An 18,929-nucleotide genomic window follows, 5' to 3' on the forward strand; every position below is an offset into this window, starting at 1 on the left:
GTCATTGTGGACATCTGGATCATTCCCCCCAAATTATTGCTGCTAAACTCGCCTGCCGCGTTCGGCCGGATGAGCTACGGGCTTGGAAAGAGGGTAACATCGCGGCAAAAGCCGCCCCAATACGACTTTCGGCTCTCTTCACGACCTTTCGTGCCGCGAGGAGCACACCGGCCGTGCGGTCTCCGATCCGGACTTCGGCCGGCGTGTTGCGACGCACAAGCGCGCATTAACTGCTTCGACAGACGGTAGAATTACGGCTTGCACGCAGCCTTCGCTCGGAGGACAAGGGAAAAAAGGGGGCGGCGACCCGCTCAAGAGATACCGATGACTGCTGCTGTCCAGACTCATCTTGTCATCGCCGATGACCATCCGCTGTTCCGTGATGCGCTGCGGCAGGCAGTCGCGAGCGTCGTCAGTTCGGCTGCCATCACCGAAGCAGGTTCGTTCGACGAGCTCACCGCCTTGCTCGAGAAGGACGCCGACGTTGACCTGATTCTGCTCGATCTGACCATGCCGGGGATCAGCGGCTTCTCCGGCCTGATCTATCTGCGCGCGCAATATCCGGCGATTCCGGTGGTGATCGTATCAGCCAGCGATGATGCCACCACGATCCGCCGCTCGCTCGACTTCGGCGCGTCAGGTTTCATCCCGAAGCGCTTCGGCGTCGATACGCTGCGCGATGCCATCATGAAGGTGATGGACGGCGACGTCTGGGTTCCCGCCGACACCGATCTGTCATCCGCCGGCGATCCCGAGATGGCGCGGCTGCGCGACCGGCTGGTGACGCTGACGCCGCAACAGGTGCGCGTCCTGATGATGCTGTCGGAGGGTTTGCTCAACAAGCAGATCGCCTACGAGCTCGGCGTCTCCGAGGCCACCATCAAGGCGCATGTATCCGCGATCCTGCAAAAACTCGGGGTCGAAAGCCGCACCCAGGCCGTGATCGCCGCCGCCAAGATCGCCGGCGGCCAATGGCGCCAGGGCACGCCGCAGGTGTGATCAGCCACCGCTGAATTGAAGGGTGGGCAAAGCGAAGCGTGCCCACCACCACGGGCGGGATCCTTGATGGTGGGCACGCTTCGCTTTGACCACCCTACGCGTCTGCCCGGCGGCATCGATGGAGAGCCTGTTGGCCCAAAACATCTACGACGATCCTGTCTTTTTTGCCGGTTACACCACTTTGCCGCGGTCCGTCCGCGGGCTTGACGGCGCGCCAGAATGGCCGGCGGTCCGCGCGCAACTCCCCGATCTGGCCGGCAAGCGCGTCCTCGATCTCGGCTGCGGCTTCGGCTGGTTTGCGAGATGGGCCCGCGCGCAGGGAGCTGCACATGTGCTTGGGCTCGATCTCTCCGAGAACATGATCGGTCGCGCGAGGCTGAATACCCACGATGCCGGCATTGAGTACAGGATCGCCGATCTCGAACGGGTCGAGTTTCCGCCGTCCTCGGTCGACCTCGCCTATAGCTCGCTGGCCCTACACTACATCGAGGATTTCGAGAGGCTCGTGCGCAGCGTCTATCACGCGCTGCGGCCGGGCGGGCGTTTCGTCTTCACCATAGAGCATCCAATCTATATGGCTTCGAGAAAGCCGGGCTGGCGCACTGATCAGGAGGGGCGCAAGACGTGGCCAGTCGATGCATACGCGCTTGAGGGGCCACGCAAGACGAACTGGTTTGCGGATGGCGTGATCAAGTATCATCGCAGGATCGGAACGACACTGAATATGCTGATCGGCGTCGGATTTGAGATCCGGCACGTCGAGGAATTTGCTCCGACACCCGATCAGATTGCCGCAATGCGCGATCTTGCCGAGGAGCTGGAGCGGCCGATGATGTTGATCGTCGCAGCCCAGCGGTAGGCCCGCTGAGATCTACTCCGCCGCCACCATCTGCTGCGTGCGCCATTGCCCCAGCAGCGCCCGCAATGACGCCGGCTTCACCGGCTTGTTGAGCACCGCGATGTTCTCCTCGCGTGCGGCGGCGCGGACATTGGGGCTGCGGTCGGCGGTGATGAGGATCGCGGGCAGGCCCTCGCCGAAGCGGCGGCGGATGTCGCGGATCGCGGCGACGCCGTTGCCGCGGTCGAGATGATAGTCGACCAGGAGGCCGGTGACGCGCCCGCCCGCGGCCTCGATCGCGCCGATCGCGCTTTCGGGATCGGCGACCGCGATCACCTCGGCGCCCCAGGCCGTCAAGAGCGTCCTCATGCCATCGAGGATCGCCAGGTCGTTCTCGATGCAGACAATCAGTGCGCCTCTGATCGGGGTCTTGGCGAGCGGCGTTGCGCTGGTCACGGGCCCTGTATGATTGATCACCTTCGCGATCGGCACGGTCACGGAGAACATCGAGCCGCCACCGGCATTGCCATCGAGCGCGATGCCGTGGTTGAGCACGCGCGCCAGCCGCTCGACGATCGACAGCCCCAATCCCAGGCCGCGCGCGATCCGCGCGCCCTGTTCGAGACGATGGAACTCCTTGAAGATCTCGCGGCGCTTGAGCACGGGAATGCCGACGCCGGTGTCGTAGACGCAGATCTTGAGCGACTGTCCGCGACGGCGGCAACCTACCAGCACGCGGCCGCGCGGCGTATATTTGATCGCATTGGAGATGAAGTTCTGCAATAGCCGCCTGAGCAGCGAACGGTCGGACTCGACTGCCAGCGAAGACGGCACGAAGGCCAGCTCCAGCCCCTTGGCGCGCGCGATCGGCGCAAACTCGATTTCCAGCGAGCGCATGAGATCGCCGATCTTGAAGCGGCTGATCGATGGCGTCATGGCGCCGGCATCGAGCCGCGAAATGTCGAGCAGCGCGCCGAGAATCTCCTCGATCGCTTCCAGGGAGTCGTCGATGTTCTCGACCAGGCGGGAATCCTCGCCGCCCTGCTGGCGCTCCACCATGCTCGTGACGTAAAGCCGCGCCGCGTTCAAGGGCTGCAGGATGTCGTGACTGGCGGCGGCGAGAAATCGCGTCTTGGAAATATTGGCATCTTCGGCGGCGCTCTTGGCCAGCGCCAGCTCGGAATTGAGGCGGGTGAGTTCCTCGGTGCGGTCGCGCACGCGCTTTTCCAGCGTCGCATTGGCGCGCTCCAGCGCCTCGGCCGCCTCGAAGCTCGGCGTCACGTCGGAGAAGGTGATGACGAAGCCGGCGCCGGGCATCCGGTTGGTGCGGACCTCGATCACCATGTGGCGGTCGGGCAGCCGCTCCAGGTAAGGCTCGCCCTCGGTGGTGTAGGCGGCGAGCCGCTTCTCCAGCATGATCTGCGCGTCGCCCGAGCCTGACGGATTGACCGCGCCCATGAACTCGAGGATTTCCGACAAGGGGATGCCGAGTTGAACCAGATGCGCCGGCAGTGCCAGGATCTCGGCGAATTGCCGGTTCGAGCAGATCAGTTGCAGATTGGCGTCGAACACCGCGATGCCCTGGCGCACATGGTTGAGCGCGGTTTGCAGGATCTCGCGGTTGAAATGCAGCGCCGCATGGGAATCGTCGAGCAGCTTGAGCGCAGCCTTCGCCGAAACCGTGCGCTTGCGGAGCAACAGCGACATCACGAGCCGCGAGGAGGCGGCGCCGATCGAGGATGCGATCAGGCGCTCGGCATGCTGCAGCAATTCGAGGCCGGCGGGCGCCGATGCGTTGAGCGCGCCGCCACGCTCGGCCGCAAACGCCTCGAAGGCGTGGCCGGCGCGCTCGGGCCCGAGATATTGCGCCACCGTGCTCTGGATGTCCTGCACCGTCACCGTGCTGCGCCAGCGCCGGAAACTCGGTGCGATCGGCGTGAAGGTGTGGGGCACGAACAGGTCGGCCTGCAGCCGTTCGATCGAGGTCGGCTCGCGCGCCAGCGAGAACACGAGGTAGGTGAAGATGTTCAGCGACAGGCTCCACAGCACACCATGCAGCAGCGGCGGCAGGTCGGTGCCGAGCAGCGCCTGTGGCCGCAGCGCCTCGATGCCGAAGGGGCCGTGCTGCAGCAGCATCAGCCCCGTGGTGCTGCTCTCCAGGAAGCTCGGCAGGAACAGCGTGTAGATCCACACGGCAAAGCCGACCACCATGCCGGCCATAGCACCGCGCGCGGTCGCCCGCCGCCACAACAGCCCACCGAAGAAGGCGGGCGCAAGCTGGGTGATCGCCGCGAACGACAACAGTCCGATCGCGGCGAGCTGAGTGTTGCCGAGCGCGCGATAATAGAAATAGGCCATCACCATGATGCCGAAAATCGCAAAGCGGCGCACGCTCAGCAGGAAGTCGCTGAAATCCTTCTGCCCGGCGAGCGCTTCGCGGCTTCGCTGCAGCACCATCGGCAGCACGATGTCGTTGGAGACCATGATCGACAGCGCCACGCATTCCACGATCACCATCGCGGTGCCCGCCGACAGCCCGCCGATGAAGACGGCGACGCTGAGCAGCGATGCGTTGGCCTCCATCGGCAGCGCCAGCACATACATGTCGCTGTCGACGGCGCCGAACGGGAAGGTCACGAGCCCCGCGATCGCGATCGGGATCACGAACAGGTTGATCGCGACGAGATAAAGCGGGAACAGCCAGCGCGCGCGCCCGACCTCCTCCTGGCCTGAATTCTCGACCACGCTGACATGGAACTGGCGCGGCAAAAGCATGATTGCGCAGAACGACAATAGCGTCATGGTCAGGAAATTGCCGACCGACGGCACATATTCGATCGCCCGCACCGCTTCCGGCGTCTTCATCGCGCGCTCGATCAGTTCGGTCGGTGAGAACATCCAGAAGGTGACGAAGATGCCCGCGGCGAGGAACGCCACCAGCTTGACGATGGATTCGGTCGCGACCGCCAGCATCAGGCCGTGCTGATGTTCGGTGGCATCAGCCTGCCGGGTGCCGAACAGCACCGCGAATACGGCCATCGCGAGCATCACCACCAGCGCGATGTCGCCGAGGATGGGGACCGAGGAAAACGCCCTGTCCTCGCTCAGGATCGTTTCCAGCGAGGAGGCGATCGCCTTGAGCTGGAGCGCGATATAGGGCACCGAGCCGATGATCGCGATCAAAGCCACGGTGGCGGCCACCGCCTGGCTCTTGCCGTAGCGCGCGGCGATGAAGTCGGCGATCGACGTGATGTTCTGCGACTTGGCAAGCCCGATCACGCGGCGGAGCAGCGGCGTACACAAGCCGATCATGAGGACCGGCCCGACATAGATCGCCAGGAAGTCGACGCTGGTGCGGGTCGCAAATCCGACCGAGCCGAAGAAGGTCCAGGAGGTGCAGTAGATCGCGAGCGACAGCGGGTAGATCACCATGCCCGCGCGACCGCGCTTCGTCGGCAGCGAACGATCGCCGCGGCTGGCGACAAAGAACAGGAACCCGATATAGCCGAACGCGGCGGCGATGACGCCCCAGTCGTGCAGCATCGCTGCTGATCTCCCTTCCCGGCCTCAGAGCGGGCCGTGACGGGAGAGAGTATAGCGGGATCAGGCGGATGGCGCACCGTGCGCCGCCGTTCCGATCCCGGATGTCGCGTCGTTAGGGTTATTCTGCCGCCATCGACCGCTTGCGGAGCGGCAGCCCAAGCCGCTCCCAGACCTGCAGCAGCGCCTCGGCGAGGCCGTCCATCAGGCCGTCGTCGTGGTAGGGCGACGGGGTGATCCGCAGCCGCTCGGTGCCCTTGGGGACGGTCGGGTAGTTGATCGGCTGGATATAGATGCCGTGCTCCTCGAGCAGGATGTCGGTCGCGCGCTTGCACTTTTCGGGGTCGCCGACGAAAAGCGGCACGATATGGGTGTCGCTCGACATCACGGGCAGGCCGGCCGCGTTCAGGATCGCCTTGAGGCGGGCGGCGCGTTCCTGGTGGCGTTCGCGCTCCCAATTCGAGGTCTTGAGGTGGCGGATCGCAGCGGTCGCGGCCGAGCAGATCGCCGGCGGCAGGGCGGTCGTGAAGATGAAACCGGGCGCATAGGAACGCACGGCATCGATGATCTCGGCTTTGGCGGCGATATAGCCGCCGAGGCAGCCGAACGCCTTCGCCAGCGTGCCTTCGAGCACATCGATACGGTGCATGACGCCGTCGCGCTCGGCGATGCCGCCGCCACGCGGCCCGTACATGCCGACCGCATGGACCTCATCGACATAGGTCATGGCGCCATAGCGCTCGGCGAGGTCGCAGATCTGCTCGAGTGGCGCGACGTCACCGTCCATTGAATAGAGGCTTTCGCAGGCGATCAGCTTCGGCCGGTCGGGACCGGCCTCGCGCAACAGCTCTTCCAGATGCGCGAGGTCGCTGTGGCGGAAAACTTTCCGCTCGCAGCCGCCCTGGCGGATGCCTTCGATCATCGAATTGTGATTCAGCGCGTCCGACAGGATCAGGCAATTCGGGATCAGCTTTGCGATCGTCGCGATGCCGGTCTGGTTCGAGACATAGCCGGAGGTGAACAGGAGCGCGGCTTCCTTGCCGTGGAGGTCGGCGAGTTCGGCTTCGAGCTGCACCAGGGGATGATGGGTGCCGGCGATATTGCGGGTGCCGCCGGCGCCGGTGCCGACGCGGGTCGCGGTCTCGACCATGGCGCCGACGACCTTGGGATGCTGGCCCATGCCGAGATAGTCGTTGGAGCACCAGATCACGACATTGCGCTGGCCCTTCGGCGAGTGCCAGATCGCGTGCGGGAAGCGGCCCGCAATCCGCTCGAGGTCGGCAAATACGCGGTAGCGCCGCTCGTCATGGAGGCGGTTGAGGGCGGCGCTGAAAAACTGGCTGTAATCCATCGGCAAACCTGGAGCAGGACCCGGCCGGGGCGGCCAACTCTTCTTAGAGCTTTTCAATCTCTAATGTCTATCCGCTATCCCACGTTCGGGCATGCGCCAGACATTGGACAGATTGTCCATGGAAGCGCGGCAAATATTGATGTGGATCAACGACCTAGACCTGTCGCCGGAATGCGGGCCGATAGCTCCTCGGGCCGCATCGTTGCGCGATCGCACGATGCCCGTAATTGTCCGGATCAGCCGAACCGGAGTGTATAGCGTCAGGTGGTGCGGAAACGCAGCACGCCGTCGATTGCCTCGGCCGTCAGCCGGCCCTCGACCAGCATGTAGTTGACGTGGGCGATCAGTTCGCCGGCGGCGAATCCCATCTGGTGCGCGTCCAGCACGTGCTTGTGGAATACGACCGGCACCAGCTCCTTGGAGGTCTTGGCGGTCTCCCGGCAGGCCTCGGCGATCAGCCCGCAGCGCTCCTCGTGATGATCGGCGAGCTGCTTGATCCGTGTCTTCAGGCCGTAGAACGGCACGCCATGGCCGGGCAGCACCAGCGCGTCGTAGGGCAGCGTGGTGGTCAGGCTCGCCAGCGAGGCCAGATATTCGCCGAGCGAATTCTGTTCCGGCTCGACGGCCCAGACACTGACATTGGGCGAGATCTTGCTCAACACCTGGTCGGCGGAGAGGAACAGCTTGTCGGCGGCGCAATACAGCATCACCTGGTCGAGCGCATGTCCACCGCCGGTGATGACCTTGAAGCGCCGCGTGCCGATCACGACCTCGTCGCCATGGGTCAGCCGGCGATAGGACGCCGGCAGCACCGAGACCCGCTTCAGATAATCCTGGCCGCGGCCGAGCAGCTTGTCGGTCAGATCCTCGTCCATGCCGTGACGGCGGAAGAACAGACGTTGCGCGGTCAATCGCTCGGCGGTGCCGCGGTTCTGATGATAGACCGACTGCAGGTATTCGACCTGTGACATGTATAGCGGGCAGCCGAACCGCTCGATGATCCATCCGGCGAGCCCGACATGATCGGGATGCGAATGGGTCACGATCAGGCGCGTGATGGTCATGCCCTTGAGTGGGCCTTCGAACAGCGTGGTCCAGGCTGCGATCGATTCCTCGTTGCCGAAGCCGGAATCGATCATGGTCCAGCCGTCGCCATCGGCGAGCAGATAGATGTTCACGTGGTTGAGGCGGAACGGCAGTTTCAGCCGCGCCCAGAGCACGCCCGGCATCACTTCCACGACCTGGTCCGGGCCGGGGTGATTTTCGAGGGGGTATCGCAGTGCCTCAGCCGAGGACTGCACGCTGTCTGTTTTCGAATGCATCGTCTATCGGCTTAGCGGTACCGGCCGCCCGGCGCTAGCTCAAAAAAGCAGATGCCGGTTCGGATAATGGGCATGGATTGGCCGTGGGAACGTCATTCCGGGGCGATGCGTAAGCATCGAACCCGGAATCCATTTCTCCAGCAGGATTTGTCGCCCGATGGATTCCGGGTTCGCCTCTTCGAGGCGCCCCGGAATGACGGTGTTTCTACGCCGCGCGGATATTCGACAGGAACGCGTCGATTTCGGCGCGCAGCACCTCGGCCTCCCGGCGCAGTTCGCTGGAAGCGCTCAGCACGTCGCCGGCGGCCGTGCCGGCTTCCGCCGAAGCGCTGCTGACGCCGACGATATTGCTCGAGACTTCGCTGGTGCCGCCGGCTGCGTGCTGGATGTTGCGGGCGATCTCGCGCGTCGCCGCGCCCTGTTCCTCGACCGCGGCGGCGATCGCGGTGGTGACGTCATTGATCTCGCCGATCGTCGTGCTGATATTGCGGATCGCGGAAACCGCCGTCGTCGTCACTTCCTGCATGCTGACGATCTGCTGGCGGATCTCGTCGGTCGCTTTCGCGGTCTGGTTGGCAAGGCTCTTCACCTCGGAGGCGACCACGGCAAAGCCGCGGCCGGCTTCGCCGGCGCGTGCCGCCTCGATGGTGGCGTTGAGCGCGAGCAGGTTGGTCTGCGAGGCGATGGTCTGGATCAGGTCGACCACCACGCTGATGCGGCCGGCTTTCTCGGCGAGACCCTGCATGGTGACGTCGGTCTGGCCGGCTTCGTCCACCGCTTTGCGCGCGATCTCGGCCGAGGTCACGACCTGCCGCCCGATCTCGGCGATCGAGGAAGAGAGCTCCTCGGTGCCCGCGGATACCGTCTGCACGTTGACTGAGGTTTCCTCCGCTGCGGAAGCGACCGTGTTTGCCAGCGCGCTGGACTGGTCGGCGGTCGCCGACATGCTCTGCGCCGTGGACTGCATCGAATTGGCCGCGTTCTGCAGGCTGTCGAGCGCGCTGCGGACGGTGGACTCGAATTCGACGATATGGGCTTCCATGCGCGAAGCACGCTCCGCCTTGGCGATGCGGTCCTTGTCCTGCTCGGCCGAGAGCGCGCGGCCTTCGATCATGCTTTCGCGGAACACCTTCAGCGCGCCAGCCATCGCGGCGATCTCGTCGTCCTGGCGGCTCTGAGGGATCTCGGTGTCGAGATCGCCGGCCGACAGCCGCTGCATCGAGTCCTGCAGGCCCTTGAGCCGCTTGAGAATGCTGCGGCCGACATAGAGCCAGACGAACAGGATCGAGCCGATCAGGGTGCCGATGCCGAGCGCGAGCATCACCATGGTCGCAAACGAAATCTCCCGTTGCGCCTGGCTGGTGGACGCGTCGGTCGCCTTCCGCACGCCGTCGACGAGCTGCTGCACGCTGATGCCGAGGCCGATATTGAGCTTGCGGGTCTCCTCCAGGATGGTCTCGCCGAAATCGGTGGCGTCCAATTCCTTCTGGCGGACCTTGAACACGCCGGTCTTGCCCTGGCCGAGCGTCTGCAGCTTTGTGGCGGCGTCGGCTAGCGTCTTTGTGCTCGAATTCTTAGGCAGCATCTCCAGATTGGAAATCGTCTGCGAGAGCACCCGCTTGAAATCCTTCTCGATCGCTTCCAGCGTGTCGCTGTTGGTCGCCGACAGCGCTGCGGCCATGTTGGAGGCCAACAGGTTGCCGCTGGCGATCACATCGCCGAGCTGCTCTACGACGCGTGCGGCGCTGCTCGCGTCGTCGGACGACGGCTCGGCCGCGCCGAGGATGGCATGGAGCTGGCTCTGCGCGTCCATCATCGCCGGCGCCGAGGCCGCGACGAACTCGGCCTGCGCCTTGCGCAGCGTTTCATACAGCTTGTCGTGCAACGCCGCCGTCTCGAGCCGCTCGCGCGCGGCCGAGCCGAGGCTCTCGATCACGTCGTCGATGTTCTTGACCGTCTCGGTCAACGCCTTCCCGATCGCCTTGTCGGCACCGAGCTTGATGATCTCGTCGAGCTTCTGCAGCGCCTGCGTCTGCGTTTCCTTCATCTTGGCAGAGCGCTCGTTCAGCGCCTCCTCGGTGCGGGCGGCGAGCAGCGCTGGACCCTGGCTTGCGAGGCTCGCGCTTTGTGCCGACAATTGCAGGCTCGCAGCGAGCCGCGGGATGTCGCGGCCGGAAAGGTCGCCCATGGTCTTGCCGAGCTGTTCGAACACCATGGCGGCGCCCGCGCTGATCACGATCGCCATGGCGGCGATGACGGCGAATGCCGCAAACAGGCTGCCCCTGACGCTCCATCGCGGGCGCCGGATGCCTTTAAGTTTCATTTTACCGAAGCGGAATCGTAACGCCATTTGCCTGCCCCGCAGTCACTGTCCTTGAGCTTGAATCCTCGCGCGGCAGTATCGCGATGGCGGGTTAACAAAATCGGGAACCAGAATGCGCGGCGGTGCAATTTTTGCGCGCATGGCGGCGTTGAAGTAGCTTTCTACCGCACGCCGGAATTGATCGCGCGGTGCTTGCCGGACGCCAGTACCTACAACCTCTCGAGAATCAAAAAGGCCGGCGAGATGCCGGCCTTTTGTCTCTTGTTCAGATTCTTGGATCGCGGTCAGTAGCCGGTTGCCACCGGCCCGCCGAAATTGCCGAAATTGAAGCGGTAGTTGATGCCGGCCTTCACGGTGTGCTCGTCATTGTGGAAGCTGCCGAACGGCACCAGCGGGGCCGGCGCAACGAAGCGGCTGTCGCCGAAATCGTAGAATTGATACTCGGCCTTGGCCGACCAGTTTGGCGCGAACATGTATTCGATGCCGCCGCCGACGGTAAAGCCGTTGCGGTGCCTGTCGCTCAGCGCGAATCCGACCGGGATGCCGCCGAACCTCAGCGTCTCGTTGTTGTCGGAATAGGCATAGCCGCCCTTCGCGTAGACCAGGCCCGGGCCCCAGGTCCAGCCGACGCGGCCGGTGATCGAGCCGATCCCGCGCTGGTCGTTATTGTAGACGAAGCCGCCGGGGAACGCCGCGCTGACCTGATCGCCTCCGAGCCAGGAATACTGACCTTCGACGCCGACCAGGAAGTTCGGATGGAATTGCCAGTCGCCGCCCACCTGGACGCCGCCGAGGAAGCGGGTTTTGTGGTCGCTGAGCGCGAAGCCGTTAAAGGTGTCGCTGCTGGTGAAGGCGCCGCCGATATGGCCGCCGACATAGAAGCCGGTCCAGTTGTAAATCGGCGCGGCGTAAACCGGCGCCGGGGCTTTGCTGTAATAGGGGCGGGCGCCGAGGTCGGCGCCGAATGCCGGCGCGGCTGCGGCGAACGCCGTGAGGGCAACGGTTGCGAGCAGGATCTTCTTCATTTCTAGTCCTCGGAGATTCAAAATGAGACGCTGCGCGCAGCGCCCCCTGGCGCGAATAAAGACCGCATTTGAATAAAATGATGTCAGCGGGGGGCGATCGCGGTCGATAATCCAACATATTGGCCGGTAATTGTTTTTTGTGCTTAACGGCAGCTTAAGGAAGGGTGAAGGAAGGCTTAACCTGCACCTCGCGCGCAGCCTTTGCGGAAATCTTTCCTAACGAGGCAAGACTTGCTTAACCAAGACTTGCTTAACCAAGCCTGCGCCTGATGTCCTCGCGCATCTGTTCGCGGAACTGAGCTTTGCGCGCCGGCCGTTCCTTCTCCGGGACGTCATGGCGGTCGAACACGTTGAACTTCTCGAGGATCGGATAGTGCTCGCTGGCCATCGCCAGCACGCGCAGGAGATCGGCGACTTGCGCGCTCGGTCCCGTCACCTCCCAGCGGCGGACGGTGTTGGCGCCCTCGGGCCCTTTCAGTCCGCACAGCTTCGCCATCTCGGCCACCGTGAGTGGCCGGCCGATGGCCTCGCCCAGATGCTCGCGAAGCTTTTTCAGCTCTGGGCCGGTCATCGATACCTCATTGGGACCGGAACAGATCCGGAAAAGTGGGCGCCAGCTTTCGAAGCGTCTGCGGGAATATCATGCTCACACAAAAGATAGAGCGGAATGACGGTTCATCACGCTTTAGTGGCGCTGCATTCGGATGGTTTGTGAACCAGATCACATAGCGCATCGCGGAAGCAAGTTATACCGCACGCCGATTCCTGATGAGGAGGAGATCATGCGCAGCTTGATTGAAAGCCTCACACCCGACGCTTGCCGAATCGACTGGAAATGGATCGGCGCCATGTTCGCGTTTTATATGGCAGTGGTGGTGATTGCGGCCGGCCTCTTGATGACCCATCGATCCACGAAAGGCTCGGCTTACGAGCTGTCGCTGGCTGCGGTCGCTTGCGTGTCTTGCGCGCTTGCCGCCGATTGATCGGCTGGATCATGATCCGGCCATACGGATATCGGCTCGTGTCCTCGTTTTCTATTTGAACGTGATATTTTTCGAAAAACTACTTTTCCGGATCACGGCTAAGCTTCCGAATGATGCTCGATCACATCGGGCGGCGTGGCCACCATCAATAATCGCGCCGGTCCAAGCCCGGCATTGCGGCCCATATGCGGTCGGTCGCCGAACAGATGGACGCAATCGCCCTGGTCGAGCACGAAGCGTTCCTCGCCGATCTGAAATTCGATCCTGCCCTCGAGCACGTAGAGGATTTCCTCGCCCTCGTGGGACAGCAGCTTGATGTCGAGGTCCGAGGTGACCGGAAAATCAAGCACGAAGGCGCTGAGCTTGGGGTCTGCGAGGTCGCCCGAGAGCCAGTGATAGTCATAGCCGTTGGCGGAGTGCGGCGGAGAGGTCTCGCGCTGGCGCCGGCGCGAGATCGTATAGTATTTGGGCGCCTGGACGTCGCCGGAATCCTCGAACAGGTCACGGAGCGGCATGTTCAGCCGGGTCGCGATCAGGATCACATTGGCGATCGACATCGCCGCCTCGCCGCGCTCCACCCGCGAGAGATAGGCCGCCGAGAGGCCGGTATCGTTGCCGAGCGCCTGCAGCGTGAGCTTCCGATCCGTGCGCGCTTTGCGAATTCGCGCTCCAAATTGCCGGGCGATCAGCCGCGCCTGATCCATGGCCCCTCCCGAAAGCTATCGTGATGGCTTACCGGGACCTGCTCTAGAGGTGATTTGCATCGGGCGCAAGATCAGCGGCAAAAATGGCGCAAGCTATGGCTTGCGCCATATCATAATGTGCAAGTCACTTCTTGATCAGCGGGCACGCGCTCGCTTCCAAGGGTGGAAACACCTTGTCAGCGGGCAAGCTGGTTAGGATCTTGTAGTAGTCCCACGGCTCCTTGGATTCCTGGGGCTGCTTCACCTGCATCAGGTACATGTCGTGCATGAGCAGCCCGTCCTCGCGGACCCTGCCATTGTGGGTGAAGATGTCATTCACCGGCAGCTCCTTCATCTTCGCCATCACCGCGGTTGCTTCATCGGTACCGGTCGCTTCGATTGCGCGAAGATAATGGCGCACCGCCGAATAGACGCCGGCCTGCGTCATCGTCGGCATGGCTTTGTGCAGCTTGAAGAACTTTTCGGACCAGGCGCGGGTTTCCGGATTGCGGTCCCAGTAGAAGGCCGAGACGAAGCGCAGGCCTTGGGTGCTGGCGAGGCCCATTGCGTGGATGTCGGTGATGAAGACGATCGGCGCCACGAAGGTCTTGCTCTTGTTAATGCCGAATTCCGCCGCCTGCTTGATTGCGTTGGCCATGTCGGCGCCGGCGCTTGCCAGCGCCACCACCTTGGCCTTCGAGGATTGCGCTTGCAGCAGATAAGAGCTGAGGTCGGCGGTATTGAGCGGGTGGCGCACTTCGCCTTCGACGGTGCCGCCGCCTTCGGTCACCGCCTTGCGGATATCGTTGGCGAACGCATGGCCGAATGCGTAGTCGACCGTCAGCAGAAACCAGCTCTTGTCGCCGGCGTCGGTCATCGTCCTGGCGAGGCTGTAGCCGTTGGAATAGCTGGTGTAGACCCATTGCGCCGAGGTGGCGGTGCAGGCCTTGCCGGTGAAGTCGGAAGAGGCCGCCATGATGATGGCGATCATGTCCTTGTCCTTCGCCAGGGCCTGCACGGCAAAGCCCACCGACGAGTTCGAGAAATCGGCGACCATGTCGACACCATCCCGGTCGAACCATTCGCGCGCCTTTGCCGCGCCGATGTCGGCCTTGTTCTGATGATCGGCGGAGACGAGCTCGATCTTCTTGCCGAGGACCGTACCGCCGAATTCCTCGATCGCCATTTTCGCCGCAACCACCGAGCCCGGACCGGCCAGATCCGCATAGAGCCCGGACTGGTCGTTCATGATGCCGATCTTGACGAAGCCGTCCGAGATCACCGGTTCGGCGGCCCGGCCCTGCTGCATGGCCAGGACCAAGCCGATCGGCACGGCTGCAAGGCTGAGGAATTTCATCAGTGACGGCATCTTGCTTCTCCTTTGGTTTCGCTCGGGGGACGGCGCGCGCTCAAATCTTGCAGTCGGTTTTGCATATCATGCACTTTTGTGCAGGGTTAAATTATTGGCATTTGCTGATCACGAAATAGTCTGGACGAAATTTGCATAATATGCAAAATCCGTTTCTCTAAGCGAGCCGGCCGCCCGCGCCGGGAAAGCTAAGAGAAAATAGGAGGTAGAGGATGTCGGACGCCATCCGGATGTCGCTGGCTGACGTGCACAGGTCGGCCAAGGCCGCGCTGCTCGCGCAAGGATTTAGTGCATCGCATGCAAATGCGATTGCGAACACCGTGACTATGGCCGAGCGGGACGAGTGCCGCCATCACGGCCTGTTCCGGCTGCCTTTCTACATGAACGGGCTGCACGCGGGTCAGGCTTCGCCCGACGCCGAGCCCGAACTGTCCATGCTTGCGCCTGCCGTCATCAAGGTCGATGCGAAATACGGTTTCTCGCCGCTGGCACTGGAGCGCGGAGCCGAGCCGCTCGCCGCCCTTGCCAAGAAGATGGGGATCGCGGCGATGGCGGTGAACAACGCGCTCAACGTCGCCGCGCTTTGGCCGGAGGTCGAGCAGCTGGCGGAGCACGGCCTGGTCGGCTTCGCCTTTGTCGCTGCCAGTCCCTATGTCGCGCCGGCTGGCGGCACAAGGCCGCTGTTCGGCACCAACCCCATGGCATTCGGCTGGCCGCGAAACGGCAAGCCTCCGGTCGTGTTTGATCAGGCATCGAGCGCCAGCGCCCGTGGCGAGATCCAGCTCCGGCTTCGCGACGGCAAGACATTGCCCGACGGCTGGGCTATCGGACCGGACGGCACGCCGACCCGCGATCCGGCCCAGGCGCTGGCCGGCGCGCAGCTTCCATTCGGCGGCTTCAAGGGCTCCAACATCGCCATGATGGTGGAATTGCTGGCAGGGCCGCTGCTCGGAGATGTCCTCAGCTTCGAAGCCGGCGAGCGCGACAAGGCGAATACGGGCGCCCCGTGCGGCGGAGAACTCGTGATCGCGATCGATCCGGTCCGTTGCATGGCGAACGGGGATCGCGCCAAACAGCTCGAACATGCCGAATTGCTGTTCGGCAAGATGCTGGCACAGGACGGCGTCCGGTTGCCCTCGGATCGCCGCTACGAGGCCCGCAAGCGCACCGAAGTCGAAGGCGTGTTGGTGCCGAAATCGCTCCACGACTCGATCGAGCTTTACATCGCAGGCAAGCAAGCAGCCGAGCGGAATGCCTATGAGGGCGATCACCTGACGCATCGCAAGGATGCCGGTCAGGCCGTCGCGATGTGAGGGCAGCCATGACAGGCTCGACATTATCGCCGACCGAACGCACCCGCGTCCGGCTTCATCCGGAGCGTGCCGTCCATGATCGCGAGGTGATGTATCGCATCCTCGACGAGGCGCTGGTTTGTCACGTCGGCGTCGTGGTTGATGGCGCGCCGCGCGTGCTTCCGACCGCAATCGTCAGGATCGGCGATTTCGCCTACATCCATGGCAGCCCCGCCAATCAGTCGCTCGCGGCGCTGGCCGCCGGCGCTCCCGCCTGCATCACGGTCACCCTGATCGATTCGATCGTTGCGGGACGATCGGGGTTTGGCATGAGCATGGACTACCGCTCCGTGATGATTTTCGCGGCGGCCGAGAAGATCGTCGATCCCGGCGAGAAGGAGCGCCTCGTCGCGGCGTTCATCGAGGACATCTGCCCGGGCCACCAGGTGCGTGCGCCGAAACCGAAGGAAATTGCCGCCACGCTCTTCATGCGGTTTCCGCTGACCGAAGCCTCGGTCAAGATCAGGAATCAGGGCGTGGTGGATCCCGAAGAGGATTATCGGCTCGACACCTGGTCGGGCGTGATTCCGCTCCAGCTTACCGCCGGCGAGCCGCGCAATTGTTCGTCCTTGAAACCCGGTATCGCCGTACCCGACTACGCGAGGAATTATCGCCGCGGCCGGTGAAGCTGTGATTCGAGCTGTATGTCGCTTCGTGCGCCGATGACGATCGGCGCATTGATGTTGGTCAGGTCGCTGCGAGTGAAAGTGATGTGCACATCAAGGCCGCGCGCGGCTGCACGGTCTGATTTGTCGGCTGATCGACTCCCGAAGCTGCTACGGCAACACACGCCGCGGTAGCCGAACTTGTCGTCATACTCGCCGGGCTATTCTCGCCGGATCGCTGACGCTGGCTGTCTCTCTGCCCGCCATGATGCAGATTGCAACTTCTCTTGGTGATGAACGGGTGAGCACAATCGACCGCAACCGTCGCAAAATGCCGCAACCCCGCCATTTGCTTTGACAGCATCGTGATTTATGCCGAAAGAAGGGCCGCATTCTCGATGGGCGAAGTGGGGAACGAACGGCGCGCATGAACCCTTTGTGATGCGCTTGTTGGGCTGTCGACGCTGGCTGAGACTTTTTGGGGGACGTGCTAATTGCTGTTGCCGGTAGTCGATTATGGAGATCGCAGTCCTCGCGATCATCTCTCCCGCGTGGGAGCGGTTCCGGTCATGAACTCTGATCTGAGCCCGCAAGGGCGGATCTGGTGGCCTGAGCGTGAGGATCTCTCGCTTGAGTTCATGCGCCTACTGGCTTCGGTCCAGGAAGGCGGCGCGACTTTTTCGGAATGCTGGCTCACCGCCAGCCGCATCAATTTCACCCGCGACGATGGCGACGATTCCTGGCACCGGGAATGGACAGCCGCCGCGGCGGCAAATCGCGAGCGGGCTTCATCCGCGGCCGCACAGGGCCATCCGGCGACGGCGAGGAGCAACTGGCTTCGCGCCATCAATTATTATCTTACCGCCACCTGTCCGTTTGATCTTTCGCCGGACAAGCGGCGGTCAGCGATCGCATCGATGCGCGAATGCGCCGCGAACTATCTCAACTGCCGCGAGCCGGTCGGCGAGGTCGTCTCGATACCCTGGCTGAACGAATTCACCTTGCAGGGATATTATCTGCCGGCGCGCCTGTGCGGCGATCGTGCGCCGGTGGTCATCTGTATCGGCGAGCCCGGACATCACAAGGAAGAGTTCCTGTTCAAGCTCGCGCGCCACGCTTCGGAGCGCGGGATGGCGCTGCTTGCGGTGGACGTCCTCGGCGATGGCACCGGCCTGTCGTTCGAGGAGGTATCGCTTCGCCACAACCCGCAGCGGGCCATTGCGTCCATCATGGATTACCTTGTCGGCCGGGACGATGTCGACGAGCAGCGGATCGCGATCCTCGCCGATGGTTGGAGTTCGTCCTTTGTCGCGCGCGGTATCGCCTTCGACCATCGCTTTGCCGCAGCCGTTTGCGACGGCGGCATTTGGGATCTGCATATACGGTCATTCCTGAATCCGCAGAACAGGCCGTTCGGCATTGAGCCGTGTCCTGAGTTAGAAGCCGAGCGCATCCAGAGGAGCATCAGGTGTCCGTTGTTGATCGCCGCCAGCGGGCACGGCGGACTCAGAGCGGACAGGGTTGCCGAACTGACGGATCGGTTGCGGGCAGGGCGGCGCGATCGGGACATTACGCTCGAGATCTTCGAGAGCGCGGAGACCGCGGCAGACCAGGGGCTCTTCGACAATCCAACCCTCGCCAACGAGTTCATCTTCGATTGGATCGCGTCCCGTATCGGGGCGCAGCCTTTAGGATAACAGGATCTAGTCGCAGGCGCGCCGTCGCCCTTCGCGTCTTCGGAGATGATGAACGGAGGCCGGGTGACGTCGGGTCTCTAAAAATCCGCCGCCACTTTCAGGCGGGCTTTCTCCAGCCGCCTCTTGAGGGCGGCGAGTTTGTTGGTCAGATCATCCAGCTCGCGCGGGTTGAACTCCGCGAAAATGAACTCGTTCAGGCTTTCCTGCTGCGAGGTCAGGCCAGCGAGCTGCTTATAGGTCTTGTCGGTCAGCGACATCTTCACGATGCGGGCGTCTTCCTTCGCCGGCTTGCGACGGACAAAGCCTTTCTTCTCCAGAAGCTTCGATTGGGTCGTGACGAACGACGGATCGACATGCAGCATTTTTGACACAGCGTTGACCGGCACGCCGTCGCCCTGATCGAGATCGGCAAGCGCCACGATCATCATCCATTGCGGTCCGCTGATTCCGAGCTTCTTGGCCCAGAAGTAGCGAATCTCCTCGAGATGAACGCTGATCGCCGCGATCTCCCAGGCGAATCGCCGAATGACATTCTCGCTCTTGGTGGCGGACTCATCCATGGGCACTGTACTCACCCCCTTCCGACTCCATAGCGGATGTGCGGCGGAAACGACACCGGTAATCAGTTATATATGTCAATTCGCCCGGGAAATTTGGCAACAGGTGGTCCTTCGGTAGCGGCGCGCTCAGTTGCCGAAAAGACACATCGCGTTGGCAATCAATATATGAGTGAGTAAACTAATTTGATTATCTAAATAGCACATGCATAACTTTCATTCCGACGGAGGGGGGCACCCGACCGTCTCGTCTCAGGTGGTTCTCATCAGTCCACCGGCTTGAGA

General features: G+C 63.0%; 15 protein-coding genes. 6 read left to right on the plus strand and 9 right to left on the minus strand.

The features are described from left to right. The first annotated feature begins 324 nt into the window (after window positions 1-324). The gene (locus AC5ZG5_RS00950; RefSeq protein ID WP_028164398.1) at window positions 325-999 is read left to right on the plus strand and encodes a response regulator; all 675 of its coding nucleotides are present in this window, start codon (window positions 325-327) and stop codon (window positions 997-999) included. 130 nt (window positions 1,000-1,129) lie between these two features. Beyond that, the gene (locus AC5ZG5_RS00955) at window positions 1,130-1,858 is read left to right on the plus strand and encodes a class I SAM-dependent methyltransferase (protein WP_456640740.1); all 729 of its coding nucleotides are present in this window, start codon (window positions 1,130-1,132) and stop codon (window positions 1,856-1,858) included. Window positions 1,859-1,870: 12 nt separating this feature from the next. Here AC5ZG5_RS00955 and AC5ZG5_RS00960 read toward each other — a convergent pair whose 3' ends face one another. From AC5ZG5_RS00960 to AC5ZG5_RS00985, 6 genes are all read right to left on the minus strand, one after another. Beyond that, window positions 1,871-5,380 (minus strand): hybrid sensor histidine kinase/response regulator, encoded by a 3,510-nt coding sequence (locus AC5ZG5_RS00960; RefSeq protein WP_130230467.1) that lies wholly within the window; start codon window positions 5,378-5,380, stop codon window positions 1,871-1,873. A gap of 118 nt (window positions 5,381-5,498) precedes the next feature. Further along, complete coding sequence (hemA, locus tag AC5ZG5_RS00965; protein WP_456640741.1) at window positions 5,499-6,728, minus strand: 5-aminolevulinate synthase; 1,230 nt, start codon at window positions 6,726-6,728, stop codon at window positions 5,499-5,501. Between the two features lie 260 nt (window positions 6,729-6,988). Beyond that, window positions 6,989-8,050 carry an MBL fold metallo-hydrolase gene (locus tag AC5ZG5_RS00970; protein ID WP_130230471.1) on the minus strand — a complete coding sequence of 354 codons (1,062 nt, stop codon included), beginning with the start codon at window positions 8,048-8,050 and terminating at the stop codon, window positions 6,989-6,991. A 205-nt stretch (window positions 8,051-8,255) separates the two neighbouring features. Next, window positions 8,256-10,400, minus strand: coding sequence for a methyl-accepting chemotaxis protein (locus AC5ZG5_RS00975; protein ID WP_456640742.1), 2,145 nt, complete (start codon window positions 10,398-10,400; stop codon window positions 8,256-8,258). 257 nt (window positions 10,401-10,657) lie between these two features. After that, window positions 10,658-11,398, minus strand: a complete 741-nt coding sequence (locus AC5ZG5_RS00980) for an outer membrane protein (protein WP_028164404.1) — start codon at window positions 11,396-11,398, stop codon at window positions 10,658-10,660. Window positions 11,399-11,648: 250 nt separating this feature from the next. Beyond that, on the minus strand, window positions 11,649-11,969 hold the full coding sequence (locus tag AC5ZG5_RS00985; protein WP_130227609.1) for a helix-turn-helix domain-containing protein: 321 nt from the start codon (window positions 11,967-11,969) through the stop codon (window positions 11,649-11,651). A gap of 211 nt (window positions 11,970-12,180) precedes the next feature. On the opposite strand from AC5ZG5_RS00985, the gene AC5ZG5_RS00990 reads away from it, so the two are divergent. After that, a complete protein-coding gene (locus AC5ZG5_RS00990; protein WP_165435342.1) occupies window positions 12,181-12,381 on the plus strand; it encodes a hypothetical protein in 201 nt (66 codons plus the stop codon). A gap of 98 nt (window positions 12,382-12,479) precedes the next feature. Here AC5ZG5_RS00990 and AC5ZG5_RS00995 read toward each other — a convergent pair whose 3' ends face one another. Both AC5ZG5_RS00995 and AC5ZG5_RS01000 read right to left on the minus strand, forming a co-directional pair. Further along, window positions 12,480-13,085, minus strand: a complete 606-nt coding sequence (locus AC5ZG5_RS00995; protein ID WP_456640743.1) for a helix-turn-helix domain-containing protein — start codon at window positions 13,083-13,085, stop codon at window positions 12,480-12,482. 124 nt (window positions 13,086-13,209) lie between these two features. Further along, window positions 13,210-14,433 (minus strand): ABC transporter substrate-binding protein, encoded by a 1,224-nt coding sequence (locus tag AC5ZG5_RS01000; protein ID WP_496165428.1) that lies wholly within the window; start codon window positions 14,431-14,433, stop codon window positions 13,210-13,212. A gap of 212 nt (window positions 14,434-14,645) precedes the next feature. On the opposite strand from AC5ZG5_RS01000, the gene AC5ZG5_RS01005 reads away from it, so the two are divergent. From AC5ZG5_RS01005 to AC5ZG5_RS01015, 3 genes are all read left to right on the plus strand, one after another. After that, a complete protein-coding gene (locus AC5ZG5_RS01005; RefSeq protein WP_456640745.1) occupies window positions 14,646-15,746 on the plus strand; it encodes an Ldh family oxidoreductase in 1,101 nt (366 codons plus the stop codon). Between the two features lie 8 nt (window positions 15,747-15,754). After that, window positions 15,755-16,411: a pyridoxamine 5'-phosphate oxidase family protein gene (locus AC5ZG5_RS01010; RefSeq protein ID WP_456640746.1), complete on the plus strand. Its 657-nt coding sequence runs from the start codon at window positions 15,755-15,757 to the stop codon at window positions 16,409-16,411. A 548-nt stretch (window positions 16,412-16,959) separates the two neighbouring features. Further along, a complete protein-coding gene (locus tag AC5ZG5_RS01015) occupies window positions 16,960-18,087 on the plus strand; it encodes an alpha/beta hydrolase family protein (protein WP_456640747.1) in 1,128 nt (375 codons plus the stop codon). 77 nt (window positions 18,088-18,164) lie between these two features. Here the strand turns inward: AC5ZG5_RS01015 and AC5ZG5_RS01020 are convergent, their stop codons facing one another. Beyond that, complete coding sequence (locus AC5ZG5_RS01020; protein ID WP_130227603.1) at window positions 18,165-18,647, minus strand: MarR family winged helix-turn-helix transcriptional regulator; 483 nt, start codon at window positions 18,645-18,647, stop codon at window positions 18,165-18,167. Window positions 18,648-18,929 lie beyond the last annotated feature (282 nt).

The sequence above is a fragment of the Bradyrhizobium sp. Ses1 genome, assembly GCF_059512365.1.

Bases quoted from the DNA above. Each gene is read 5' to 3' on its own strand.
- AC5ZG5_RS01005 (WP_456640745.1), top strand. From the start codon at position 14,646: ATGTCGGACGCCATCCGGATGTCGCTGGCTGACGTGCACAGGTCGGCC.
- AC5ZG5_RS01010 (WP_456640746.1), top strand. From the start codon at position 15,755: ATGACAGGCTCGACATTATCGCCGACCGAACGCACCCGCGTCCGGCTT.
- AC5ZG5_RS00975 (WP_456640742.1), bottom strand. From the start codon at position 10,400: ATGGCGTTACGATTCCGCTTCGGTAAAATGAAACTTAAAGGCATCCGG.
- AC5ZG5_RS00995 (WP_456640743.1), bottom strand. From the start codon at position 13,085: ATGGATCAGGCGCGGCTGATCGCCCGGCAATTTGGAGCGCGAATTCGC.
- AC5ZG5_RS00990 (WP_165435342.1), top strand. From the start codon at position 12,181: ATGCGCAGCTTGATTGAAAGCCTCACACCCGACGCTTGCCGAATCGAC.
- AC5ZG5_RS00960 (WP_130230467.1), bottom strand. From the start codon at position 5,380: ATGCTGCACGACTGGGGCGTCATCGCCGCCGCGTTCGGCTATATCGGG.
- AC5ZG5_RS01020 (WP_130227603.1), bottom strand. From the start codon at position 18,647: ATGGATGAGTCCGCCACCAAGAGCGAGAATGTCATTCGGCGATTCGCC.
- AC5ZG5_RS00970 (WP_130230471.1), bottom strand. From the start codon at position 8,050: ATGCATTCGAAAACAGACAGCGTGCAGTCCTCGGCTGAGGCACTGCGA.
- AC5ZG5_RS01015 (WP_456640747.1), top strand. From the start codon at position 16,960: ATGAACTCTGATCTGAGCCCGCAAGGGCGGATCTGGTGGCCTGAGCGT.
- hemA (WP_456640741.1), bottom strand. From the start codon at position 6,728: ATGGATTACAGCCAGTTTTTCAGCGCCGCCCTCAACCGCCTCCATGAC.
- AC5ZG5_RS00950 (WP_028164398.1), top strand. From the start codon at position 325: ATGACTGCTGCTGTCCAGACTCATCTTGTCATCGCCGATGACCATCCG.
- AC5ZG5_RS00980 (WP_028164404.1), bottom strand. From the start codon at position 11,398: ATGAAGAAGATCCTGCTCGCAACCGTTGCCCTCACGGCGTTCGCCGCA.
- AC5ZG5_RS00985 (WP_130227609.1), bottom strand. From the start codon at position 11,969: ATGACCGGCCCAGAGCTGAAAAAGCTTCGCGAGCATCTGGGCGAGGCC.
- AC5ZG5_RS01000 (WP_496165428.1), bottom strand. From the start codon at position 14,433: ATGCCGTCACTGATGAAATTCCTCAGCCTTGCAGCCGTGCCGATCGGC.